This is a genomic window from Pseudoalteromonas sp. 4NS20-0020, from assembly GCF_057554385.1.
Genome location: NZ_BAAJMI010000003.1, coordinates 62,378 through 86,261, shown reverse-complemented (window position 1 = coordinate 86,261; position 23,884 = coordinate 62,378). Strand labels below are relative to the sequence as shown.

General features: G+C 38.8%; 20 protein-coding genes and 2 tRNA genes. 8 read left to right on the top strand and 14 right to left on the bottom strand.

Translation table 11 applies throughout. The features are described 5' to 3' along the window. Positions 1 to 103: 103 nt before the first annotated feature. On the bottom strand, positions 104 to 1,396 hold the full coding sequence (locus tag AC27JL_RS07685) for an NCS2 family permease (RefSeq protein ID WP_167378159.1): 1,293 nt from the start codon (positions 1,394 to 1,396) through the stop codon (positions 104 to 106). Positions 1,397 to 1,515: 119 nt separating this feature from the next. On the opposite strand from AC27JL_RS07685, the gene AC27JL_RS07680 reads away from it, so the two are divergent. The 3 genes from AC27JL_RS07680 (at position 1,516) to AC27JL_RS07670 (ending at position 3,211) form a co-directional block, all read left to right on the top strand. Continuing rightward, positions 1,516 to 1,971 (top strand): tetratricopeptide repeat protein, encoded by a 456-nt coding sequence (locus AC27JL_RS07680; protein ID WP_487195282.1) that lies wholly within the window; start codon positions 1,516 to 1,518, stop codon positions 1,969 to 1,971. A 287-nt stretch (positions 1,972 to 2,258) separates the two neighbouring features. Beyond that, the gene (locus tag AC27JL_RS07675) at positions 2,259 to 2,702 is read left to right on the top strand and encodes a SulA-like leucine-rich domain-containing protein (RefSeq protein ID WP_006792358.1); all 444 of its coding nucleotides are present in this window, start codon (positions 2,259 to 2,261) and stop codon (positions 2,700 to 2,702) included. A 29-nt stretch (positions 2,703 to 2,731) separates the two neighbouring features. After that, a complete protein-coding gene (locus AC27JL_RS07670; protein WP_487195281.1) occupies positions 2,732 to 3,211 on the top strand; it encodes a YchJ family protein in 480 nt (159 codons plus the stop codon). A 315-nt stretch (positions 3,212 to 3,526) separates the two neighbouring features. Here AC27JL_RS07670 and AC27JL_RS07665 read toward each other — a convergent pair whose 3' ends face one another. Both AC27JL_RS07665 and AC27JL_RS07660 read right to left on the bottom strand, forming a co-directional pair. Further along, positions 3,527 to 3,829, bottom strand: a complete 303-nt coding sequence (locus AC27JL_RS07665) for a DUF6172 family protein (RefSeq protein WP_006792356.1) — start codon at positions 3,827 to 3,829, stop codon at positions 3,527 to 3,529. Between the two features lie 195 nt (positions 3,830 to 4,024). After that, complete coding sequence (locus AC27JL_RS07660; protein ID WP_006792355.1) at positions 4,025 to 4,552, bottom strand: VC2046/SO_2500 family protein; 528 nt, start codon at positions 4,550 to 4,552, stop codon at positions 4,025 to 4,027. Positions 4,553 to 4,664: 112 nt separating this feature from the next. Between AC27JL_RS07660 and AC27JL_RS07655 the strand changes: the two genes are divergently transcribed. Together AC27JL_RS07655 and AC27JL_RS07650 are read left to right on the top strand one after the other, a co-directional pair. Next, positions 4,665 to 4,749 (top strand) — tRNA-Tyr (locus tag AC27JL_RS07655). A 49-nt stretch (positions 4,750 to 4,798) separates the two neighbouring features. Further along, a tRNA-Tyr gene (locus tag AC27JL_RS07650) sits at positions 4,799 to 4,883 on the top strand. Positions 4,884 to 4,921: 38 nt separating this feature from the next. On the opposite strand, the gene AC27JL_RS07645 is transcribed toward AC27JL_RS07650, so the two are convergent. Further along, positions 4,922 to 5,608 (bottom strand): M48 family metallopeptidase, encoded by a 687-nt coding sequence (locus AC27JL_RS07645; RefSeq protein ID WP_248519953.1) that lies wholly within the window; start codon positions 5,606 to 5,608, stop codon positions 4,922 to 4,924. 275 nt (positions 5,609 to 5,883) lie between these two features. Between AC27JL_RS07645 and AC27JL_RS07640 the strand changes: the two genes are divergently transcribed. After that, the gene (locus tag AC27JL_RS07640) at positions 5,884 to 9,207 is read left to right on the top strand and encodes an MHYT domain-containing protein (RefSeq protein ID WP_487195280.1); all 3,324 of its coding nucleotides are present in this window, start codon (positions 5,884 to 5,886) and stop codon (positions 9,205 to 9,207) included. A gap of 8 nt (positions 9,208 to 9,215) precedes the next feature. Then, the gene (locus AC27JL_RS07635; protein WP_008129762.1) at positions 9,216 to 10,208 is read left to right on the top strand and encodes a response regulator; all 993 of its coding nucleotides are present in this window, start codon (positions 9,216 to 9,218) and stop codon (positions 10,206 to 10,208) included. Here AC27JL_RS07635 and AC27JL_RS07630 read toward each other — a convergent pair. Then, positions 10,205 to 10,645: a VOC family protein gene (locus AC27JL_RS07630; RefSeq protein WP_487195278.1), complete on the bottom strand. Its 441-nt coding sequence runs from the start codon at positions 10,643 to 10,645 to the stop codon at positions 10,205 to 10,207. The two genes, AC27JL_RS07635 and AC27JL_RS07630, sit on opposite strands and share 4 nt — an antisense overlap. A 1-nt stretch (position 10,646) precedes the next feature. Then, positions 10,647 to 11,378, bottom strand: coding sequence for an HD domain-containing protein (locus AC27JL_RS07625; RefSeq protein WP_487195277.1), 732 nt, complete (start codon positions 11,376 to 11,378; stop codon positions 10,647 to 10,649). A 64-nt stretch (positions 11,379 to 11,442) separates the two neighbouring features. On the opposite strand from AC27JL_RS07625, the gene AC27JL_RS07620 reads away from it, so the two are divergent. Continuing rightward, on the top strand, positions 11,443 to 12,633 hold the full coding sequence (locus AC27JL_RS07620; protein ID WP_010557560.1) for a class I SAM-dependent methyltransferase: 1,191 nt from the start codon (positions 11,443 to 11,445) through the stop codon (positions 12,631 to 12,633). Positions 12,634 to 12,648: 15 nt separating this feature from the next. Here AC27JL_RS07620 and AC27JL_RS07615 read toward each other — a convergent pair whose 3' ends face one another. The 8 genes from AC27JL_RS07615 to pgi form a co-directional block, all read right to left on the bottom strand. Further along, positions 12,649 to 12,945, bottom strand: coding sequence for a PilZ domain-containing protein (locus AC27JL_RS07615; RefSeq protein WP_006792347.1), 297 nt, complete (start codon positions 12,943 to 12,945; stop codon positions 12,649 to 12,651). 8 nt (positions 12,946 to 12,953) lie between these two features. After that, positions 12,954 to 13,334 carry a response regulator transcription factor gene (locus AC27JL_RS07610; protein ID WP_008129771.1) on the bottom strand — a complete coding sequence of 127 codons (381 nt, stop codon included), beginning with the start codon at positions 13,332 to 13,334 and terminating at the stop codon, positions 12,954 to 12,956. A 75-nt stretch (positions 13,335 to 13,409) separates the two neighbouring features. After that, the gene (gene hrpA / locus AC27JL_RS07605; RefSeq protein ID WP_487195275.1) at positions 13,410 to 17,297 is read right to left on the bottom strand and encodes an ATP-dependent RNA helicase HrpA; all 3,888 of its coding nucleotides are present in this window, start codon (positions 17,295 to 17,297) and stop codon (positions 13,410 to 13,412) included. 124 nt (positions 17,298 to 17,421) lie between these two features. After that, positions 17,422 to 18,456: an isoaspartyl peptidase/L-asparaginase family protein gene (locus tag AC27JL_RS07600; RefSeq protein ID WP_487195274.1), complete on the bottom strand. Its 1,035-nt coding sequence runs from the start codon at positions 18,454 to 18,456 to the stop codon at positions 17,422 to 17,424. Between the two features lie 125 nt (positions 18,457 to 18,581). Beyond that, positions 18,582 to 19,286 (bottom strand): SapC family protein, encoded by a 705-nt coding sequence (locus AC27JL_RS07595; protein WP_006792343.1) that lies wholly within the window; start codon positions 19,284 to 19,286, stop codon positions 18,582 to 18,584. 344 nt (positions 19,287 to 19,630) lie between these two features. Then, positions 19,631 to 20,341: a 6-phosphogluconolactonase gene (gene pgl, locus AC27JL_RS07590; RefSeq protein ID WP_006792342.1), complete on the bottom strand. Its 711-nt coding sequence runs from the start codon at positions 20,339 to 20,341 to the stop codon at positions 19,631 to 19,633. 2 nt (positions 20,342 to 20,343) lie between these two features. Then, positions 20,344 to 21,816: a glucose-6-phosphate dehydrogenase gene (zwf, locus tag AC27JL_RS07585; RefSeq protein ID WP_008129781.1), complete on the bottom strand. Its 1,473-nt coding sequence runs from the start codon at positions 21,814 to 21,816 to the stop codon at positions 20,344 to 20,346. 269 nt (positions 21,817 to 22,085) lie between these two features. Next, positions 22,086 to 23,732, bottom strand: a complete 1,647-nt coding sequence (pgi, locus tag AC27JL_RS07580) for a glucose-6-phosphate isomerase (protein ID WP_487195273.1) — start codon at positions 23,730 to 23,732, stop codon at positions 22,086 to 22,088. Positions 23,733 to 23,884 lie beyond the last annotated feature (152 nt).

The window sequence follows — 23,884 nt, the reverse complement described above, 5'->3', positions numbered from 1 at the left end:
GCTTTTTTAGCATTAAATTTTATAACCGAGAGTTTAGCTTCCCCAACAGGGATAAATCACATAACGTCGCTGGTAGTTATATATCAAAACAAAACTTTGTTATTTATGATAAAAACGCGAATTTAACAATAAATAACACGGTTAATATCCATACACTAATTGTTATTTCACTGCGTTTACCACAAAGCAACTTAACCGCCGTATATGAAATAAAACCAAGCGCAATACCATGCGCAATTGAAAACGTAAGCGGCGTCATTAACAGCACAACGGCTACTGGAATAGCGTCAGTCATATCGTCCCAGTCCACAAACTTTAGGTTTTGTAGCATAAGTACAGCAACATATAAGATTGCGCCCGCTGTTGCATAAGCTGGTACCATATTAGCTAACGGTGCAAAGAACATCATTAGCAAAAAGCAGCAACCAACTACCACTGCAGTTAAACCTGTACGCCCACCAACAGATACACCCGCAACTGACTCTATATAAGATGTGGTTGTTGAGGTACCTAACATTGCACCTGCAATGGTGGCTGAGCTATCGGCACTGAGTGCACGTCCTAACCGTGGCATGTTTCCTTTTTCATCTGCAAGACCAGCCTTTTGCGTTACAGCTACAAGTGTACCTGACGTGTCAAACAAATCGACAAACAAAAATGCAAAAATAACACTAAGCATTGAAAGTTCTAAAGCAGCAGCAAAATCCAACTGCATAAAAGTAGGTAAAATTGAAGGCGGTGCAGCAATAATTCCCTGGTATTCAACTAAACCTAAACCAAGTGAGATAGCAGTAACCAATAAAATACTGATCAACACTCCACTTTTAAAATCACGATATAACAATGCCGCAATAATAAAAAAGCTAAATATAGCCAGTAACGGTCCCGCAGATGTTATGTCACCCAACTGCACAAATGTAGCGGGGCTTGCCACAATAATGCCTGCATTTTTAAGTGCTATTAAGGCTAAAAATGCGCCAATGCCTGTCGCAATAGCCCGTTTTAAAACTAATGGAATGGCATTTATTATCCATTCTCTAACCTTAAATAAACTCAATAATAAAAATATACAACCCGACATAAATACTGCGCCCAACGCAGCTTCCCAGGTGTATCCCATACCTAATACAACGCCATACGTAAAAAAGGCGTTTAACCCCATACCAGGTGCTAAAGCTAATGGGTAATTGGCCCATAACCCCATAATAAAACAACCTATTGCAGCAGCAATACAAGTAGCAACAAAAGCAGCCCCTTGATCCATTCCCGCTTCTGCTAACATCGCAGGGTTCACAAATACAATGTAAACCATTGTGATAAAAGTAGTCATTCCGGCGATGCATTCTCGTCGAACCGTTGACCCATTTTCGTTAATTTTAAATAAAGCTTCTAACATAATGAACTTAAAACAATAAAAAGTAGCGAGATTTTATCATAAAAAGTATATTTTTCAGGACATTTTACCTTGCGATATACTAAACTATTGAAGTAGTTAACTATACCGAATGACAGCATATGATAAAAACCACACCAACAGGTTATGATTTAGAACAACAATTAGACAACATTTTGTCTTTTGTGACACAGCCAGGCGATACTAATTCGTCGCCTGAAAATGATAGCTCTCAACAAAGTACGCTTAATAAGGCGCTATATTATTTAAAAAATAACCAGCCTGCTTTAGCTGCAAAGTGGATGCGTTTATCGGCAATGTCTGGTGATCACCGAGGGCAATTTTATTTAGGCTTGTTTTTTGTAAAAGGCCAAGGTGTTCCACAAAGTGTATTTCATGGAGTTGCTTGGCTTAGCTTATCGAGTAGCCAGGGTCATGAGCCAGCTACAGTTGCGCTTGCTGATTTAAGAAAATATATAGAAACAAAGCGTTTTAAGGATGCCCAATGTTATGCAGCCAGTTTATATGAACAAATTCATCAATTACAATATGCCCATTTAATCCCCCCTTCCCCTTAGTAAAAGCCCGAAACTTAGCTCGTAAAAGTACTGTATACAGTACAGAGCTATAATTTAAATTTATAAAAAACGTAAGCAAACCTTTTCAGCTTGTATAAAAAAACTCACCCACTAACATTCAAATTTAAATAAAAGCGATAAATATCAACAATATATACATTAAAATACATATCCTTAAAAATAGAATATAAATTTGTATAAAAAAATAGCAAAAAAACACTTGCGCCATAACACTGTATAAACTACTGTATACATGTACTGTATATAAACCCAGTGAGCGAGATGATATGTTACAGCCAATAACCGTAAGAACAGTAAAAAGCTATCAACAAGACGAACTATCTGATTGTGTTAACGTGATTCAAATTGAAGATGATATATCGGCAACGTTTGAGCTATTGAAGGTGTTACACCAGTACAATAGTTTAAATGCTTGGACTTTGTTAATCGCACCAGATCATGTTCCTAGTAAAGCTTTGCTTGATTCATGTTCAATAGACACAAGTAAACTATTAGTCATTAGGCAAAAACATTTAGTAAATTTAGAATATGTACTGCGTAGCGCACTGCATAATGGTAACTTTGCAGCGGTCATTACATGGACTGATATGTTAAACAATCAGTTATTGAGCAACTTATCGCTTAACTTAAGTAACACAAAAACAAAGTTATATTGTTTTACTAAAAATTCTGACGTACTTGATATACCTTACATACAGCAAGCTTGCTAAAATGATGTTTTAAATCTTATGTAACAATTATGAATTATTTAAATAACAACACTTGCTTTTGTGGAAACCAAAAAAATTACGAAGATTGCTGTGAACCACTGCTATTAGGTGATAAACAATCAGAAACACCGGAGCAGTTAATGCGCTCTAGGTATACAGCTTACGTACAAAAAAATGCTAAATACGTATACCAAACATATGCAAGTGAAAAGCAAGCTGAAAACCCTATAAATGAAATTAAAGAATTTGCGACCAGTTGTCGATTTGTAAGCTTATCTGTTATTGAAACAAACAGCGATGAAAATAAAGGGGTCGTTGAGTTTAAAGCTACCTATTTTTATCAAAACCTATATTGTGTGTTACATGAGCGCTCTCAATTTATAAAAGAGCAACACCAGTGGCGATATCTCGATGGTATTATATTTCCGGTCGCTGATATAAAAGTTGGCAGGAATGATGATTGCCCTTGTGGCAGCGCAAAAAAATACAAAAAATGCCATAGCGCGTAATCCCCTCTTTTTAAGTGAAGTACATTATTTACTTCACTCCGTTGCTAATTAAATACTCACATTTAATGCATAGCTTCGTAAATTTATTAAACACAACTCCCTTTATAACCTTTTAGATTTAGTACTAACTCTATTAATGAAGTGGTTAATATTGAGGGAAAAGGTAGCATTAATAACAATTTAACAGTTAAAGCCCTAAAACGATGTAAAATACTTTGAGCTAGCTCAAAAGAAAAAAGCTTGAAGGTAATCTATAGGCATAAAAAATGGGCCAATGGCCCATTTAAATAATTTGATATGCACAAACGCTAATTATTACTCGTCGTTATCAAGGTCTAGCTGTTGACGCTGTGCAGGTTTTGCCAATATTTCTAAGTAAAAAGACATCAATTCTTGCTTTTCAATATCGCTAATACAGTTGCTGATTTCAGCTACATGAACCACTTGCGCATCTTCAACCGTTTTACCAAACTTACAGTCAAATGCCCAATAATCTGCATCTTCTGGTAGAGTTTTGTTGCGCTCTCTTTTCAAATATTTTTTCACTTCATGCTTTGCAGCATCAACCATACGAGGGTATTTGATTTTCTCGTGATTTAGCGTGAATGTTTTCTTCATTACGTTCCTAATTACCTTGGTTTAATGATAACGGCATTCATGTCATACCATTTGTAGCCATTATAGCAATTGCATTTAATTTTTGGATGCTTTTTTTACATTAAATCAATTTTTAGTCAATTCGGATTTGGCGCAGTCGTAAAATTTAATCAGTGATGGGTAGTGTTACTAGACACTATTTGATGAAATCATAAATTATGCCATCGTCAAATGTAATGGTTCACGCTGATTTACGTCTGTTAGAACGTCATAAAAGCCTGCGACATCCATTTTTGGATTATCTATTTCTATTTCGTCTTTTTGTAAACGTCTTCGCACAGCAAGTTCACAATTATCTATAATGGGTAGGGGTATGTGGTTTACATCATCTCTAATCGAAAAGGGCTCAGGGTTTAAACACTGATTTAGCTTTATATCGGCCATGCCTTTATTCTCACCAACCAAAGACAAACGCTGTGCATTAAACTGCCCAATTAGCATATTAAATTCACTGGGTGCTAATGGCTGCTTTGGTCCTGCTCCTAATTGCTCTCTTAACTGCGCTTCTTGAGTTGTGTTATCTTCAATTTCACTTTTAGGTAAATGAAATTGACTAAAATCTAAAGCATCTTGTGAAAGCATTGCTAACAGCAATGAAAATTCACCACGGCGGTCTGCATGTACACTTTGGTTTAACCGAGTACTTAATTGCTGCTCTGTGATTAACAAATCATCGATTTGCATAGACTTTAGCCGATTGGAATGAGTAATGAATATTTATCGGCTTTATTTAAATTTTCTTTAGCTTTTTTCTTTACTTAAAGGCACATTTTGCTATTATCAGCGCCGTTGCATTGGAGGGGTTCCCGAGCGGCCAAAGGGATCAGACTGTAAATCTGACGGCTCAGCCTTCGCTGGTTCGAATCCAGCTCCCTCCACCACTTTTCTTACCGCTAAGTTAAGTGGGGCCAAATGTAACAAAAATAGTGTGGAGGGGTTCCCGAGCGGCCAAAGGGATCAGACTGTAAATCTGACGGCTCAGCCTTCGCTGGTTCGAATCCAGCTCCCTCCACCACTTCTTCTATATTCCTATATTCCTATATTAAAATTAGCTTAAAACACCCACTGTAAACTTGTTCCCTGTGTTTTTAGCCAATCTGATGCAATTTTATGATCAGGAAAAAATGCCTCTACTCTAGCCCAAAAGTCCTTACTGTGGTTTAAATACTGCAAATGAGCCAGTTCATGCACTATTACATAATCAATAACGGCATGAGGAGCCCCTATTAGGTGTAAATTAAAAGTTAGTTCTCGCCTGCTGTTGCAACTCCCCCAACGGCGCTTATATATGGCAATACTTAATTTTTGAGGCAATTCTTCTTTCATTATTTTGCAATAATAGTTAATACGCATTTCAATATACGCCGCCAACTTCTCTTCTAAATACTGTTTAATCAAACTTTCGTATTTACCATTGTAATTTTTTACTCTAGTAGAGTGTGTTACCAACAAAACATTATTGTGCTCTTGAATATCAGATAATGAGCTTTCTAAAAAACTTAATTTAACCCAGTCAGAAAATATCTTAATTTTATTATGGATAAGGGGATACTGCTTAATATCGACTGCATTAAGCTGCTTTTTTAATTGTGCTTCAATCCAGGGTTGCTTTTCAAGTAACCAGCTATCGATTTGTTTTTGGGCAACATAATGGGGGGCATATACAGTGACAGATTGATCATGAACCTTTATAGCGACTGTTTTTCTTCGTTTACTTTTTTTTAGTTGGTAATCAAACACTGCTTTCTCTCATTGACCTAATTTTAAGTACTCACTACAAATATTTATGCGCTAATCTGATGCAACCCTATTTTGGTTATCATCTGTGTCATTCATATGATAGCAAAATGCTTCTCTATCAGTTTGACAAAATAAATATAAAAAATAATAACTTGAAAACTATACGTTAAAAAATTGAAACAAACTCATTTTTTATACCGCTCTAGTTAATTAAGTATTTATTTATATGATGAATATATTAAACTGGCTACCTAAAGACTAATTTTTGAGCCAATATGCTATCTGCATTTTTTATTACAGACCACGACCCTAGCCTAGTAGTTAACGGCGTTTACGACCCTCTTTTAGTATCTATATCTGTTTTAATAGCAATATTTGCTTCTTTTTTTACAACCCGATTGATTGATTTAGCCAAAGAAACAAAATTTCATAATTATGAACGCCTAGCAAAATTTACTGCCGCAGCAATATTTTCGGCCGGTATTTGGAGTATGCACTTTATCGGTATGCTGGCCTTCTCGCTCTGCACAAATATTAAATACGACCCAACAATAACTATATTGTCTTTTCTTCCTGCTTTTTTTGCTTGCCTATTTGCAATTTCTATTTTAATTAACAATAAAGCGAGCTTCAAAATACTTGGTTTATGTTCTGTATTATTAGGCGCAGGCATTGGCACAATGCATTATAGCGGCATGGCCGCTATGGAGTTGGCTCCTTTATTACGCTACGACCCACTTATGTTTGTTTTATCAATATTTGTTGCAATAGCACTTTCTTTTATTGCTCTTTATAGTCGATTTAACTTAGATAAATTTTTCCCTACATTAACGCCTCTACAAAGCCGCACCATAAGCGCAATTATTTTGGGCCTTGCTGTTGCAGGAATGCACTATATGGGCATGGCAGCAACCCGTTTTGTTGCAACTTCGCCACTGCTATTCGATGATATTAACGCATCCGCCGGTCTTACATTTGTCGCAATTGCTGTTGCTACAGCAACGGTTGCTATTACAAGCGTCGTGGCGGTTATTAACGGAATGGTTCGTTATAAAATGTTGCTAGAAGAAAAGTCTGCCGATGAGTCTCGTCTGAATGCCATACTCGAAACAGCCATCGATGCCATAGTAACCATTGATCACAGAGGGCATATTTTAAGTTTTAATGCCTCAGCCACACATATTTTTGGCTGGCAAGAACATGAAGTAAAAAACAAAAATATAAAAATGTTAATGGATGAAAAGCTGGCTAAGCATCACGATGAATACCTCTCTAATGCAAAAGATGTTAACTCAAACAAGGTGCTCGGTGTAAACCGTGAAATTTTTGCAAAACACAAAGAAGGCCATCTTTTTCCTATTAGAATAGGCATTGGTGAAGTTAACCAGCCAGGACAAACCCCACTTTATGTTGGTTATATCACTGATTTAACCGAACAACGTGAATTACAACGCAGCCTTGTTGAAAAAGAGCAAAAATACCGTTCTTTAATAAACAATATGCCGGGTGCTGTATTTAGATGTAGGCTAGATGATAATTGGAGTATGTTATTCATAAGCCCAAGTATTTTAGAGTTAACAGGTTATCAATCAGATGAATTTACTGAGCATTGCTTAGAGTTTAACGACCTTATTTTAAAAACTGACCAACAGGCAGTAATAGATGCAGTAACTTCAGCAGTTAAAGAAAAGCGCCAATATTCTATCGAATATAGAATTCGTCATAGAAATGGTAAAGTTTTATGGTTATTAGACCAAGGTAGTTTTTACTTTAATAATAAAGACGAAGCTCAGTGGATAGATGGCGTGTTTGTTGATATCACCGAGCGTAAAGAGTACGAAGAGAAGCTCGAAAAAGCGAAACTCATCGCTGAAGAAGCCGCACAAGCAAAACAGTCGTTTATGGCTAATATGAGCCACGAAATACGCACCCCTATGAACTCTATTATCGGCTTTAGCGACCTGCTCATGGATACACCACTCAATAATGAGCAGCAAAAGCACCTTGTTACCGTTAATAACGCAGCCCGGTCGCTTCTTCGCTTGCTTAACGAGGTACTCGATTCAGCTAAATTAGAACGTGGTAAGTTGACCATTGAGGCAGTTCACTTTAGCCTTAAACCCGTTATAGACAGCATCATTTCAACGTTTTGGTTAGAAGCAAAAAAGAAAGATCTTTTACTTCATCTTATTATTAAAGAATCAGTGCAAAATACCTATTACGGTGATCCAGACAGGTTAAGACAGATTTTAACTAACCTTATTGGCAATGCGATTAAGTTTACAGAGCATGGCTCTGTGACCATTACCGTAAGCACCACACAAAATGGGCATTTATTTTTTGAAGTACAAGACACCGGCATTGGGATTGAAAAGGATAGAGTGAGCGCTATTTTTCAACCTTTTGTCCAAGCTGACGGAACGACTACCCGCCGCTTTGGTGGTACAGGGCTTGGAACAACTATCAGCAAACAACTTGTTGAGCTGATGGGGGGAACTATAAATTTAGTCAGTGAAATAAATAAAGGCACCTGCTTTTATTTTTCGCTTCCTCTTAAAGTGGGTGATGAAGAAAAAATTGACTATTTTGATGGCCTTCATACACAGTTACCTGCCCTAAGAATTTTGGTCGTTGACGACATAGAACAAAATACTGAGCTTCTCTCGTTATTACTTTCCAGGGATCACCATGCGGTTACAAAAGCGAGTAATGGTCTTGAGGCAATTGACACCTTCAAACAACACGATTTTGATGTCATTTTAATGGATATTCACATGCCAGAATGTGACGGTATTGAAGCTTCGATAAAAATACGCGAGATAGAAAAACAACAACAGTTAAAAAATATTCCTATTATTGCTTTAACCGCCAGCGTTTTACAGCAAGATAAACTATTAGCTAAAAAAGCAGGCATGAATGGGTTTGCAAACAAACCAATTGACATTAATCAATTAAATCAAGAAATTGCACAAGTACTTGGTTTAGGTGTTTCAAAAGAAATCGAAATAGCACAAACAGATCCAAATGCAAAACACATCGACTTTAAAAAAGGATTAGCGTTATGGGGATCGAAGTGTAAACAGCTGACTGAAATCACTAAATTTATTAAAGACAATGACAAACGCTTCGACACACTTATAAACGAGCCTCAGCTAAACACTCAAAATAGCTATAGTTTAATACACACTTTAAAAGGGATTGCTGGAAACCTTGGTCTTATTGCACTAATGAGACTTTTATCCAATCTAGAGCAAGCTATTAAACAAGGCGAGGACGTTGATAATATTTTACAATCAATAAAAGCTGAACTGGCTGTTATTTCACAATTATTAACGACAAAAGAATGTGATCAAACTGATAAACCTGAAAGTAAAAATAATGTAGTGTCAATTGATGAATTAACACAGCTGTGTGAAGCACTTTATGACTCAGCACAAAACGCTGAATTAAACGATAATGCATTGACGAACCTGCAAACGTTTTCAGGTGAACCCTTTTCAGATGACATTGCCGCAATAGCTGATGCATTTGATGAATTTGATTTTGACAATGCGATTCTCAAATTAGACGCATTACTAAAAAAACTAAACGATATATGAGTATATAGATGATTTTTGCTACACACAGGCCTCGGGTTTTAATTGTTGATGATGAGCCTGCGAACCTTAAGGTTATGCGAGAAATACTGGGCAATCAGTACCGACTCTCCTTTGCAAAATCGGGAGAAGCAGCCTTAACATTACTTGAAAAAGAATTACCCAAACTCATTTTACTCGACATAATGATGCCACATATGAATGGGTTTGAAGTATGTGAACACGTTAAACGTAATCCAAAAACCGCACACATCCCCATTATTTTTGTCACAGCCCTTGGTGACGAGAGCGATGAGTATAAAGGGTTTGAATTAGGTGCGGTCGACTACATAACCAAGCCAATAAGCCCTGCTATTGTAAGAGCGCGTGTTAAAACACACCTTTCTTTGGTACAAGCAGAGCAATTAAAGCAAGCACATATAGATTTAGTTCAGCGCTTGGGGCGTGCCGCAGAGTATAAAGATACCGATACGGGTGAGCACATAGTTCGTATGAGCCAGTACAGTAAAGTTCTTGCGCTAGGTATTGGCATGTCAGAAAATCAAGCAGAGCTTCTGCATCAGGCAGCGCCTATGCATGATGTTGGAAAAATAGGTATTCCCGATGCAATTTTATTAAAGCCCGGAAAGTTATCAGAGCAAGAATTTGAACACATGAAAGAGCATGCCTTAATTGGCGCAAAAATCTTAGCTAATTCATCTTCTCCATTGCTTCAACTCGCGCACACATTGGCAATAGAGCATCACGAAAAATGGGATGGAACAGGTTACCCTTACGGTTTAAAAGGCGATGAAATTTCAATCGAAGGTAGAATTGTTGCTGTTGCAGATGTATTTGATGCACTCACATCTAAGCGACCATATAAAGACGCGTGGAGTGTAGAAAAAGCAGTTGCTCATATGAAAGACCAAGCAGGTAGCCACTTTGACCCAGCTATTATTGATTTATTAGTTAATAAACTAGACGAAATACTCAATATCAAGCAAAGCAATCAAGAACGTTAACTCTTTTTAGCACTGTGTGATCCCTGCTCAACAGATGGGTAAAACATCTTAATATGTTCATAATCATGAGATGTTATTTCATGACTATTATCGCTTTCATCTTTAAAATATATTGAGAACGTAACACCGTGGTCGGCTAATACTGTTTTTATGTCCATTGATTTGAAGTGCGCAAGCCACGCTATAAATTGTTCTCCAGTAGCACCAAACGCAATTCCTTTGCTGCGAACTTGACCTTCAAACAATGCTAAGCGTGTTGTGGTATTTTGGTCTTGGAGTGTTAAAGGCCCTTTGCCTGTCTCGTCCCAAAACGCAAGCTCCTCAACTACTTTAAAGCCAAGTACTTTTTCATACCAAGCCACTGCATTCGAAAGGTTATTTACGTTTATGTGGCAGTGATCAATCCCCGATAATATAGGCTTTGTTTTGTTGCTCATATTATTCACCAATCTCTGATTTTAACTGCTCTAAAAACGCATGCATATAGTGGGTGCGTCTTTGTGCTTCAGCTTTAGCTGATGGTGTGTTCATACTCTTAGCAATATTTAAAAGTTTTATAAAAAAATGATCTAAAGTAAATTTTTTATCGTCAGGCTCTCTATTTGTACAAAAAGGGTCATCAGGGCTGTAAAGTAAGCGCCCTATAGAACCCCCTACTTTCATGCAACGGCTAACACCAATGGCACCAAGAGCATCCATTCTATCTGCATCTTGTACTATTTGCGCCTCAAGCGTTTTAATTTTAATGTTAGCACTAAAGCTATGTGCCGCTATTGCATGATGAATTTCATCAAACAAGTTTGCGTCATAACCTAAGCCTTTTAAAAACCCAATCGCCTTATCGGCTGCCATAGTCGATGCTTTGGCTCTGTCAGGGTGATTTTTAGCCACTGCTACACAGTCGTGTAACCATGCTGCAGGCAAAACAATTGCCATATTGGCATTTTCAGCTTCACAAAGTTGTATTGCTACTCTAACCACACGTTCTATATGGGTAATATCATGAGCAACATCAGCATGTTTAAGCGATGTAATAAAATCACGACATTGCCCAGAGAGTGTTTTTAATGCGGGAGATAACGTGGTTTCTGCCAAGGTAGTTTCCAAAAATTTATTAACACTATGAATTAAACATACTTTACCGTGCTTTATAGGCTTCATGCAAAACATTCATTGTATGTTGTCCCTGCCTTGACTAAAATACAGCGCTTATTTAATACAACCGAGAAGCCTTATGTCATCTGCCGTTTATCTCCAAGCTGGTCGCGATAAATCATTAAAAAGAAAACACCCATGGTTATTTTCAAAAGCCATTAAAAAGATCAAAGGTAAACCGGGACTGGGCGATACGGTAACTATTCACGACAGTGAAGGTAAGTATTTAGCAACAGCAGCATATAGCCCGCATTCTCAGATTCGAGCGCGTGTTTGGAGTTTTGACGAAAAAGAAATTATAGATCAACACTTTTTTGAGAGACGCTTACGCCGAGCACTTGAGGCTCGTAGCCAAGTAATTGAAGAAGGCGGATTAACTGGTTACCGATTATGTGCCGCAGAGTCTGATTACTTACCGGGTGTTACAATCGATAAGTTTGATAATGTACTTGTATGCCAACTACTAAGCGCAGGTGCAGAGCGCCATAAAGGTGAAATTGTAGGCGCACTAATGGCTATATTTCCGGGCAGCAGTATTTATGAGCGTTCAGACGTAGACGTGCGTACAAAAGAAGGGTTAGAGCCAATTAAAGGGATACTCTGGGGCTCGGAGCCAACGCAGCCAGTGCTTATTGAAGAAAATGGTTTAAAGCTTGAGGTAGATATTTTAGAAGGTCATAAAACCGGATTTTACCTAGATCAACGCGATAGCCGTGCAGCACTTGAGCGTTTTTCAAAAGATAAAACTGTTCTTAACTGCTTTAGCTACACAGGGACATTCTCACTTTATGCGCTGCGTGGTGGCTGTACACATGTTACCAACGTTGACGTATCACAACCAGCACTCGATACCGCTAAACGTAATGTTGAGCATAATAATTTAGATTTAAATAAAGTCGATTTTGTTAAGCAAGATGTTTTTAAACTTTTACGCCAGTACAGAGACGAAGGTAAACAGTTCGACACCATTGTTATGGACCCACCTAAATTTGCCGACAACAAGGCGCAGCTAACAGGTGCATGCAGGGGCTATAAAGATATCAATATGATAGCTATGCAAATATTAAAGCCAGGCGGCACACTATTAACATTCTCTTGCTCTGGCTTAATGGAACAAAACTTATTTCAGAAAGTAGTAGCAGACGCAGCACTAGACGCGGGTAAAGACTTGTTAATAATGGAGCGTTTAAACCAAGCAGCTGACCACCCAATTGCGGGCAGCTACCCTGAAGGCTTTTACTTAAAGGGGCTTATCTGTAAAGTTTATTAATTAACATTTAATTAGTTAATTAAACTCTATTATCTCAAGCCCTGCCGTAATCGTGCCATCATCTTCTTTGCTGGCACGTATTACCTTAGCGGTCGCTTTTAAAGGGGCAATACTTGGATGGGTTGATGCAATATCAACAGACAAAAGTGTATTTGGTTCTAATAAATCATCTAAATGCAGCGACAATCCCGTTGCACTTAAATCTACACATTCAGCAGTGTAAGTTAAGCCGGCAACCGGCTCAATAGTTGTAAGCATTGCAGTAGCGTTTACCTGCATACGTCTATAGTTTCGTTTGTCTTCTGTGAACATAATTCCCTCTAAACTATTGTGTTTATTTGCTCTAACAGTGCACTTATGGCAAACGGTTTGACTACATAAGCATCACAACCAGCGTCAAACCCTGTTTTCTTCTCAAGCTCAGACTCTAGGCCTGACACCATAACCACAGGAATGTTTTTAGTTTCTGGCGTATGTTTTAGCATTCTGCATGTATCATAGCCATCAAGGCCTGGCATACATACATCGAGTAAAATAATGTCAGGAGGATTGGCAATTGCAGACGCAAGACAATTCTGACCAGAGTCAGCATAACTAACGTCAAATTTAGACTCAAGTGCAGGTTTAAGCATTTCGTAATTAAAATACTCATCATCTACAACTAATAGTCGTTTTGTTTTAGGTTCAATCACCGAGGACATGCTTATGTCGTTTCCTTCTCAAAACAAAAATAAATCCTACCTTTAAGGTACTAACCTTCTTGATAAATGCAAGCATTATTCAACTTCTTTTATAGCATTTAAAATTCGTTTAGACGAAATAGGGTAAGGCGTTCCTAGCGTTTGTGCAAATAATGAAACTCTTAGCTCTTGTTGCATCCAAAATATAGCTTCTATCTCGCTGGGTATTGGCATACCTTTGGGTATTTTATTAGTCAGCTTTTTATACTCAGCTGCCACTTTATCAAGCTCAAGTACACACACTCTGTCTCTGTTTGGGTCAACAGGGAGCTTTTCTAATCGCTTTTGAATCGCTTTCAAATAACGAATTAAATCAGTCAGCTTAGTCGCACCATGTTGACTAACAAACCCTTTAAAAATTAACGACTCAAGCTGAGACTTAATATCGCCATGCGCAGTGATCATGGTCAAATCAACCCGCCCTTTCATTTTTTTATGTAGCGCATGCGCAATGCTAAGAACTTGTTCAACGTGAATAGCTATATCGACTACAGCGTCACCTAGCTCGCCACGTATTTCTTCTTTTACACTTTCAAACTCACTGCTCGTTCTAATATCGCCATATTTGAGTAATAAGCTATCAACACCCGCGGCAATACAATCATTAATTAAATCGGCTATTTTTCCAAAAGGATTAAAGTACAATCCCAACTTAGCCTTATTAGGCAGATTTTGCTGTAAATATTTAATAGGTGAAGGCACATTTAATAATACCAATCGGCGAAGGCCTTGCTGGTGTGCAATCTGTGCCTTTATTTCGTTATCAAATAGCTCAACCGCAGCACTTGATTTTTTATCCACCAGCGCTGGATACGCTTTTATTTCGTACTGGCCTTGCTTTTTAACGTAAGACTTAGGTAGTTCACCAAAGTCCCATTGTGTTAAGTCTGCTTTTTCTATACCGTCATCCGCAACTTTAGAAAGTGTTTCGGTTACCTCTCCTTGAAGCTCTGCTTTGAGCTTCGCAAGGTCTAGACCGCGAGCAAGTAGTTTATTGTGCTCATCGCGTACTTCAAAATGTAAGCGTAAATGAGAAGCAAGTGATGTTAAATCCCACGCTTCAGGGTCAACGCGTACACCGGTCATTCTCAACAAACGTGTGGTAAGTGCGTCAAGCAACGTGCCTTGCATCGGCTCTACCGCCGCAATAACAGCATCGGCATAATTAGGAGCGGGCACAAAGTTACGTCGAAGTGATTTTGGTAGCGATTTAATCAAGCCACTAACAAGTTCGTGCCTAAACGCAGGGATATGCCAATCAAAGCCGGTTTCTTGCACTTGATTTAATAAGGCAACGGGTATTTGCACCGCAACACCATCAACCGCTTGACCTGGATCAAAGTGATACGTAAGCGGTAATATTAAATTATCTTGCTGCCATGTATCTGGGTAATCAAACTCTGTAATACTGTTTGCACCATGGCGCATTAACTCATCGCGAGTCATATGTAGATAGTGTTTATTTTGTTGTTTTTGAGTTTTATACCACTTTAAAAAAGCGGCTCGATTGTTAATTTCTTTTGGTATTTTTTTATCGTAAAACTCAAATAAGGTTTGCTCATCAACTAAAATATCACGGCGGCGCGACTTATTTTCAAGAACTTGTATGTCTTCTATTAGCTCACGGTTAAACTGTAAAAAACGTTCGTTTAAACCAAGCTCTTGTTCAACCAGTGCTGTGCGTACAAACAGCTCACGACTAACTTTAGGGTCTATATTGCTATACACACAGCGGCGCTTATTAACAACTAACAATCCATATAAAGTTTGTTGCTCAAAGGCAATAACAGCCCCAGGTTTTTTCTCCCAGTGGGGCTCAGAGTAGCTGCGTTTTACCAAATGTTGGGCTAAAGGTTCAACCCAACTGATATCGATTTTTGCATTAGTGCGCGCATACAATTTACTCGTTTCAACAAGCTCTACTGACATAATCCATTTAGGCGCTTTTTTAAATAAACCTGACCCCGGAAAAATATGAAACTGACTATTACGCGCACCTTTGTAAGCTTGTTTTTCGTCCTTAAAACCAATATGGCTAAGCATACCGCTTAGTAAGGCTTTGTGTACGGCTTCACTATCAGCAACATCACTTGTTGCCTTCATGCCCATTTCGTTACACACAGTACTTATTTGATATACAATATCTTGCCATTCACGCAGGCGCATATAGGCTAGGAAGTCTTTTTGGCATAATTTTCTAAACTGACTGTTTGTCAGCTCGCTTTGTTGCTCTTCTAAGTAATTCCACAAATTTAAAAAGGCAAAAAAGTCTGAATCAGGATCATCAAAGCGGCCGTGTTTTTCATTCGCTGCTGCGCGTTTTTCCTGAGGTCGTTCACGTGGGTCTTGAATAGATAAAGCAGCTACAATGATAATAACTTCACGAAGTGCACCTAACTTATGCGCTGTTAACACCATTTTAGCTAAACGCGGATCAACGGGTAATCTGCTCAGCTCCCTACCCGATTGCGTTAACGCAGTTCTATTATCTCGTTTAGACGACTTTACTGCTTGTAACTCCTCAAGCAGAGTCAAACCATCATTGATATTTCTGCTATCTGGCGCTTGCACAAATGGAAATTGCGCCATGTCACCCAAGCCCAAAGCAAGCATTTGTAAAATAACAGAGGCTAAGTTTGTACGTAGAATTTCCGGGTCAGTAAACTCGGGGCGAGATAAAAAGTCATCCTCAGAATACAGGCGAATACAAATACCCGCTTCAACACGCCCACAACGGCCCATACGCTGATTAGCGCTTGCTTGTGAAATAGGCTCAATTGGTAAACGCTGTACTTTTGTACGGTAGCTGTAGCGACTTATGCGCGCAGTACCTGGGTCTATAACATAGCGAATACCCGGTACCGTCAATGACGTTTCAGCCACGTTAGTCGATAAAATAATATGGCGGCGCGAATGCGGTGCAAATATTCGGTTTTGCTCTGCATTTGATAAACGCGAATACAGTGGGAGTACATCAGTGTGTTTTAAATTTCGCTTACTCAACGCATCTGCAGTGTCGCGAATTTCACGTTCACCATTTAAAAATATAAGTATGTCGCCAGGGCCTTCTGCACACAGCTCGTCAACGGCATCAAAAATGCCTTGTAACTGGTCACCTTCTGCTTCCATACCCTCTTTTTTAATATCGCTAATTGGGTTGTAACGAACATCAACAGGGAAAGTACGACCTGATACCTCAATAATTGGCGCATCGTTAAAATGCTGAGAAAAACGCTCAGGATCAATAGTTGCTGAGGTAATTATAACTTTTAAATCTGGACGCTTAGGCAGTAAGTTTTTTAAGTACCCTAAAATAAAGTCAATGTTTAAGCTACGCTCGTGGGCTTCATCAATAATTATGGTGTCGTATTGATTTAAAAAGCGATCTTGCTGAATTTCGGCCAGTAAAATACCGTCTGTCATCAGTTTAATGTATGTGCTGTTAGAAACCTGATCGCTAAAGCGGATTTTAAAACCCACTTGTTGGCCAAGTTCACACTTCATCTCATCAGCAATACGGTTTGCAACGGTGCGTGCGGCTAACCTACGTGGTTGTGTATGGCCAATAAACCCATCAACGCCGCGGCCAAGCTCTAGACACATTTTAGGTATTTGCGTCGTTTTCCCCGAGCCCGTTTCACCGGCAATAATAACAACTTGGTTATTTGCTATTGCGTCTTTAATGGCTTGTTTTTTTTGACTTACAGGCAGCTGCTCAGGGTATGTTACCTGTGGCAAGTTAGCTAATCGTTTTTCTTTTGATTGTTGGCTGCGGGTTATATCTGCGGCTATTTTTTCAAGCGCATTGGCTTGTTTAGTTTCGTCGGCTATTTTTTTAACACCATGAAGGCGCTTTTTGAATATGAATTGATCTTTTTTTAAGCACGTTTTTAGCTCGCCAAACAACTGACCTAGGTTAACCACCCGCATACCTTATAAAATATATAAAAGAGCCGTAATTGTATCAAAGTTAACGGCTGGGGTTAATCCTACAAATCATTAAACACTCAGTTGTTTGACATTTAATCACATGTATCAGTCTGTATTCCTATTCGCCTTTAAAAATGCCTACATAAGTTGCTTGCGTATTCGATTTACTCGCGCGATACATTCCCGACGTGTTAAACGGTAAGCTAATATTGCCTTGTGTGTCGAGAATAATAACACCGCCTGTACCACCTATTGGCTTTAATACCTTGTTTATTACTTCATCACCGGCTTGGGAGATTGTACTGCCTTGGTATTTAACACGAGCGCAAATATCACTTGCCACGTTGTAGCGAATAAAATATTCACCATGGCCGGTTGCTGATACCGCACATGACTCATTCTCAGCAAACGTACCAGCACCTATAACAGGAGCATCTCCAACACGGCCGTAGCGTTTTGCCGTCATTCCACCAGTTGATGTGCCTGCAGCTAAATTACCATTTTTATCAAGGGCAACAGCGCCAACAGTGCCCATTTTAAAGTTATCTGGTAGCGCATTGTGTGCAGCCTGATATGACTTAGTTGTTGCTTTGGCTTTATCGAGCTTATCTTTTGCTTTAAGCAGAGCATCGTAACGATGTTTAGTATCAAATATGTTATTTTCGATAAGTTCAATACCTTGCTCTTTTGCAAATTCCTCAGCACCTTGTCCACTGAGCATAACGTGCACTGAGTTATCCATAACTAAACGAGCAAGTTTAATTGGGCTCTCTACATGTTTTACACCTGCAACAGCCCCAGCTTGGCGGTTACGCCCGTCCATAATTGATGCGTCGAGTTCATGCCCACCGTCGTAAGTGTATACTGCACCGCGCCCTGCATTAAAAAACTCAGACTGTTCTAATACTGTAATTGCAGCAGTCACCGCATCTAAGCTTTCCCCGCCTTTTTCAAGTACGCTGTAACCTGCTTCAACAGCTTCGGATAATTTAGCACGGTAGGCTTTTTCTTGCTCAGGGGAAAATTTTGCTTTATCTATTGTTCCTGCGCCACCATGAATGGCAATGGCAAGCGGAGATTCTTCACTTAGTACACTGTGACTAAACCCTATGCACGCACTGGCTAAAATAGATAATAAGATTATTTTTTTCATGGCTGGCCTTTATCAAATCAGTATTTAAACCAATGTGAACGGTTAAAACGTAAATTTCAACTAAAGTAAGTTTAAAGGTATAAAAAAAGCGCCTTGAGGCGCTTTTTATAGTAAACGTGTTTAAATTAAGCTTGTTTAGCTTTTAAACGCGCTAAACGTGCTACTTGGTGAGTAGACGTTAAGAAAGAGTAAATTGGTGCTAAATAGCCGCGCTTACGAAGCTCTAAGAAGTCTGCATCGCTTAGCTCATTTAGTTTTTTCTCGTCGATAAGGTAAATACCGTTGATGTCTTTTTTCTCGCCCTTGATGTCTACTGTTAACGTTTGTGCTATCAGTAGCTCTTTGTCAGCAAGGAATTTAGTGAACGCATCTGTTACTTGAGAAAATTCAATGAAAGACACTAGCGACTCTTTGCGACGTTTAAGGTAATCTGTTTCTTCACCGTTTTCAAATAACGCATTACCGTCTGTTTCGCTTACAAGTGGGCTTGCTTCATCAATAACAATACCAAATTGGTCTTGCTCTGGGTGTTTAACTAAACCTAGTGGGTAACGTGTAGACGCCATTGGTGCAAAAGAAGCTGTCCATTTGTCGCCTTCAACAAATAAGTTTTCGCCTGGCTCTAAGCCAAACATTGCAACTGCTTGGAAAGTACCTGCTTCGTTATTTTTAACAAACGACATAGGAAACTCATTTGCTACACGCGCAAACTCATGTGCTACTACAGGCACTAAATGTTGAGTTTTCATAAATTCTACATTGATGCCGTTTTGAATTTTAATGTTGGCATGTTTTTCATTGTGTAAAGGCTGTACTTGTTGCTCCGCCATGTTACTACTCCGTTTTTAATTTTATAAGTTTCATTGTTAATGCACTAAGGCTAATGCTTTTGAGGCGAAAAAGGAAGGGAAAGTTTTATGACATAAGCCATCTAAAAATAAAATTTAAATAAATCTGCACGTTGCCAAAAAACATACACGTAATAATTTTAAAATACGCTTAAAAATAAAGCGTTACGCGGCTATTTAGCATACAAGACTAAGCAACCCATTTACAATAGTTAACAGATTTTCACCTATAAACTTACTCATATTGGAGAATATTTAAACAAACAAAAAGGCAGCTAATTTAGCTGCCTTTATAAAATTGAGTGAGTACTGCAAATTTGATTAAATTATGGAGCCCAATAAACTTCAATATTTATATCAGGATGGTTTAGCACAGCACGCAGAGGCATATCGTTAACATCGCCCCCTGCCTTAGCTTGCTTATAAACAGCGAGCTTTTCTTCACCGCTAATAAGTAGTTTTACCACTTTAGAATTTGCTATTGCATGCAAGGTAAGCGTCATACGCTCGGTAATACTCCCCGTCACGTCGCTTTGTATTGCGTTAATCGCACAAACCGTTTGAGTGGTGGTTAAACCATGCTCTAACCCATCTGCGTGTGGAAACAAAGACGCAGTGTGCCCATCAGGCCCCATACCTAAAATAGTTACATCATAAGGCGCTTTGAGTGCACTATACGCGGCTTCACATTTTTCAGCACCTTGTTGTGCAGTAGAAGCATCGTTTTTCATTGTTATAAAGTTGGCTGCATTGCCAAAATTTTGCAACAACGTACTTTTAATGAAAGCTTCATTACTTTTCTCGTGATTTGGCTCAACCCAGCGCTCATCAACCATGGCTACATCAACGTTCTGCCAATCTAAATCAAGAGTTGATAAATGCTTATATGCTGCAGCGGGTGATGACCCGCCTGATACCATTAGTACCGCGCGGCCATCATCTTTAATACCATCTATTAATGATTGTTCTAAGGTTGCCGATAACTCTTTTGTGAGAGCATCTTTATCATCAAAAAATTTTTCAACTAAAGTCGCCATAATTATGCCTTATCACCTGTGTTAAACCACAAGTGGTTGTTTTCTGCTAATAACTCATCGGCATCATCAGGCCCCCACGTTCCGGCGCGGTAAAGTGCAGGCTTACCTTTATCTTGCCAACGCTCAACAATCGGGTCAATCCATTTCCATGCTTGACGAACCTCATCACGGTGAATAAACAACGATGGGTTATTTGCAGCCGCATCAAGCATTAAACGTTTGTATGCATCAGAATGGAAACCATTGCTGTAAGCTTGTGATAACTCAATGTTCATCGTTACCGGCTCTAATTGCATTTCAAGGTTATCCAAACGCTTTGACATAAGCGTTAGCTGAATCGTTTCTTCAGGTTGAAGGCGAATAACTAAGCGGTTTGGTTCAATGTTGCCAACATTTTCTTCATAAATATTGTGCGATACTTTTTTGTACTCAACCACTATTTCAGCACAACGTTTTGCCATGCGTTTACCTGTTCGAAGGTAAAATGGTACGCCAGCCCAGCGCCAATTATCAATGTGTGCACGAATAGCAACAAAGGTTTCTGTTTTACTAGCGCCTTCGTTTAGCTCTTCTAGGTAGCCAGGAACTATTTTTCCGTTTAAATCGCCCGGTACATATTGACCGCGTACAATGTTGCTATCAACATCTGAATCAAAAAGTGGACGAAGCGCTTCGAGTACTTTTAGTTTTTCGTTACGAATACTATTAGCATTAAGCTTATTAGGAGCTTCCATTGCAACAAGGCACAAAAGCTGTAATAAGTGATTTTGAACCATATCACGAAGTGCACCGGCTTTGTCGTAAAACCCAGCTCTGCTCTCAAGGCCTACGGTTTCAGAAAGACTAATTTGAATATTATCAATCGATTTAGCATCCCACATGTTTTCAAATAATGAATTTGAAAAACGCAGTGCCATTAGGTTTTGTACTGTTTCTTTACCTAAGTAATGGTCTATACGGAAAATTTGGTCTTCTTCAAAAAATTCAGCAATTTTAGCGTTTATTGCTTCTGCAGATTCACCACAGTAACCGATTGGTTTTTCTACGACTACACGCGATGTTGGCGTAATCAAATCTTTTGTAGAAAGAATTTCACAACACTTGCCATAAACGGCTGGTGGTAAAGATAAGTAAAACACGCGAGATTTAGTACTATCGTGCTCATCTAAGATCTCTTTGAGTACATCCCAGTTATCGTCAGCTTCGGTAACATTACTCACCACTGGCACTAAGTAAGTAGAAAATGCTTTCCAATCTTTGGCGTTAAATTCACCTTTACTTAAAAACTCTTGCAGTGCTTTGTGCGCTGTTTCAATGTATTCGGCACGTTTGCTTTCTTCACGAACTGTTGGCAGGATGCGTGAGCCTTCAGGTAAGTTCCCTTCTTGATATGCTCTGTACATTGCAGGTAGTAATTTGCGTAACGCAAGATCACCACCGCCCCCAAAAATTATGATATCAAAAGGATTAAGCATAGTTACTCTCTACGTTGTGATACCCCGTCCTAAAATAAGTTCGCGGGTATGCCTGTTTATAACTTGGATTATGATAGCTTTTATAATGTGTTAAAAAGCCTGCTGAATTGTTCTTAATTGATGATGTATTATTATTTTTTTATCATCTACGCTTTATTAAATGAGCCTTAGGATTCTGTATCTCCTCTCACAAAAATACAGACCCTAAGCACTCCAGCGCTACCCGTTCAAAGGTACTCGGTTTACCTACTTTTAAGCAGGTTAAATTGTTACTGCGTACGGTGTTGCTTATAGTACGCCATCAGTCCACTTGTAGAGCTATCGTGATCGTGATTTACACTATCATCTGTCAGCTCACTTTCAATTTTAGATGCCAAGCCTTTGCCCAGTTCAACACCCCATTGATCAAATGAACAAATGTCTAAGATTATGCCTTGGCAAAAGATTTTGTGTTCGTATAACGCAATTAAACGCCCTACCGTTTTAGCATCAACAGTGTCTAGCAGCATTGATGTTGTTGGGCGGTTCCCTTGATGAATTTTGTGATTTAGTAGTTCATCAATCTGCGCCTGCGATTTACCTTTAGCTGTTAAGTCGGCTGTAACTTGTTCTGCATCAACGCCACTCATCATTGCTTCTGTTTGAGCAAAAAAGTTTGATAATAAAATGTCATGATGCTTATCAACATTTATTTGTGGTTTAACAGAGGCAATAAAATCTGCTGGCACAATCACATTACCTTGATGCAGGCATTGATAAAACGCGTGCTGACCGTTAATACCAGTCATACCCCAAATGATTGGTACCGTGGTGTACGGTACTACTTTGCCTGCAAAGTTAACATGCTTACCGTTACTTTCCATCTCACCTTGTTGTAAATACGCAGGTAACATGTGAAGAGATTGGTCGTAAGGTAAAATTGCTTGCGACGTATACCCTAAAAAGCTGGTATTCCAGACACTTAATAAAGCCATTATTAAAGGAATATTCTGCTCAAGCGGAGCATTTTTAAAGTGTTCATCAACTTCAAAAGCACCTGTTAGTATTTCTTCAAATGCGTCATAACCTAAATACAGCGCAATCGGTAAGCCTATCGCACTCCATAATGAAAAGCGACCACCTACCCAATCCCACATAGTGAATACGTTTTCATCAGCAATACCAAAGGCAGCTGTTTTTTCTAAATTTGTACTTACTGCAACAAAATGTTTAGCAATTGTGCTTTCATCTTTTGTTGTTTCTAAAAACCAATCTACCGCTGTTTTAGCGTTCGTCATGGTTTCTGATGTGGTAAATGTTTTTGACGAGATAACAAATAGTGTTGTTTCAGGATCAATATTTTTAAGTACAGAAGCAATTTGTACACCATCAGCATTTGACACGTAGTGCACATTTAACGTGTTGTCTGCGAGTGCTTTTAACGCCTCAGTTGCCATTTGAGGACCTAGATTCGACCCGCCTACCCCAATGCTAACAACGTCTTTCACCGCTTTGCCCGTATAACCAAGCCATTGGCCGCTTCGCACTTTTTCAACGAATACTTTAATTTTGGCAAGCTCATTATCAACCGCTTGTGTTACATTTTCCCCATCAACAATTAATGGAGTATGTGCACGATTACGTAATGCTGTATGCAGTACAGAGCGTTCTTCGGTGATGTTGATTTTTTCACCACTAAACATTTTATCTCGCCAAGAGACAATATCGCACTCTTTAGCAAGCGACACTAAATTAGCGAAAACATCGTTATCAATTAATTGTTTAGAGTAGTCGAATAATACACCTGGGATCTGAGTTGAAAACTTAGAAAAGCGGGTACCGTCTTGTGCAAATAACGTTTTAAGATGTGTTTGTTTCATCTTAGCAGCACTTTGTTCAAGGGCTTGCCAACTTGCTAATTGCGTTCGGTTCGACATTTAAATATCCTCTAAAAATTTTAACCGGTTGATTTATAGTTTCTTTTTATAATGTAAAAGTCTTAAATACACGCTAAACACACTAAAATAAAACGCTGATAGTATAGTTAAAAACGTAAAAAAAGCGCTGCTTTTACTATTTTATACGCAGA

Bases quoted from the DNA above. Each gene is read 5' to 3' on its own strand.
- AC27JL_RS07665 (WP_006792356.1), bottom strand. From the start codon at position 3,829: ATGAAGAAAACATTCACGCTAAATCACGAGAAAATCAAATACCCTCGT.
- zwf (WP_008129781.1), bottom strand. From the start codon at position 21,816: ATGCTTAATCCTTTTGATATCATAATTTTTGGGGGCGGTGGTGATCTT.
- AC27JL_RS07660 (WP_006792355.1), bottom strand. From the start codon at position 4,552: ATGCAAATCGATGATTTGTTAATCACAGAGCAGCAATTAAGTACTCGG.
- AC27JL_RS07615 (WP_006792347.1), bottom strand. From the start codon at position 12,945: ATGTTCACAGAAGACAAACGAAACTATAGACGTATGCAGGTAAACGCT.
- AC27JL_RS07640 (WP_487195280.1), top strand. From the start codon at position 5,884: ATGCTATCTGCATTTTTTATTACAGACCACGACCCTAGCCTAGTAGTT.
- pgi (WP_487195273.1), bottom strand. From the start codon at position 23,732: ATGTCGAACCGAACGCAATTAGCAAGTTGGCAAGCCCTTGAACAAAGT.
- AC27JL_RS07620 (WP_010557560.1), top strand. From the start codon at position 11,443: ATGTCATCTGCCGTTTATCTCCAAGCTGGTCGCGATAAATCATTAAAA.
- AC27JL_RS07680 (WP_487195282.1), top strand. From the start codon at position 1,516: ATGATAAAAACCACACCAACAGGTTATGATTTAGAACAACAATTAGAC.
- AC27JL_RS07635 (WP_008129762.1), top strand. From the start codon at position 9,216: ATGATTTTTGCTACACACAGGCCTCGGGTTTTAATTGTTGATGATGAG.
- AC27JL_RS07675 (WP_006792358.1), top strand. From the start codon at position 2,259: ATGTTACAGCCAATAACCGTAAGAACAGTAAAAAGCTATCAACAAGAC.
- AC27JL_RS07600 (WP_487195274.1), bottom strand. From the start codon at position 18,456: ATGAAAAAAATAATCTTATTATCTATTTTAGCCAGTGCGTGCATAGGG.
- AC27JL_RS07625 (WP_487195277.1), bottom strand. From the start codon at position 11,378: ATGTTTTGCATGAAGCCTATAAAGCACGGTAAAGTATGTTTAATTCAT.
- AC27JL_RS07670 (WP_487195281.1), top strand. From the start codon at position 2,732: ATGAATTATTTAAATAACAACACTTGCTTTTGTGGAAACCAAAAAAAT.
- AC27JL_RS07685 (WP_167378159.1), bottom strand. From the start codon at position 1,396: ATGTTAGAAGCTTTATTTAAAATTAACGAAAATGGGTCAACGGTTCGA.
- pgl (WP_006792342.1), bottom strand. From the start codon at position 20,341: ATGGCGACTTTAGTTGAAAAATTTTTTGATGATAAAGATGCTCTCACA.
- AC27JL_RS07630 (WP_487195278.1), bottom strand. From the start codon at position 10,645: ATGAGCAACAAAACAAAGCCTATATTATCGGGGATTGATCACTGCCAC.
- AC27JL_RS07595 (WP_006792343.1), bottom strand. From the start codon at position 19,286: ATGGCGGAGCAACAAGTACAGCCTTTACACAATGAAAAACATGCCAAC.
- AC27JL_RS07610 (WP_008129771.1), bottom strand. From the start codon at position 13,334: ATGTCCTCGGTGATTGAACCTAAAACAAAACGACTATTAGTTGTAGAT.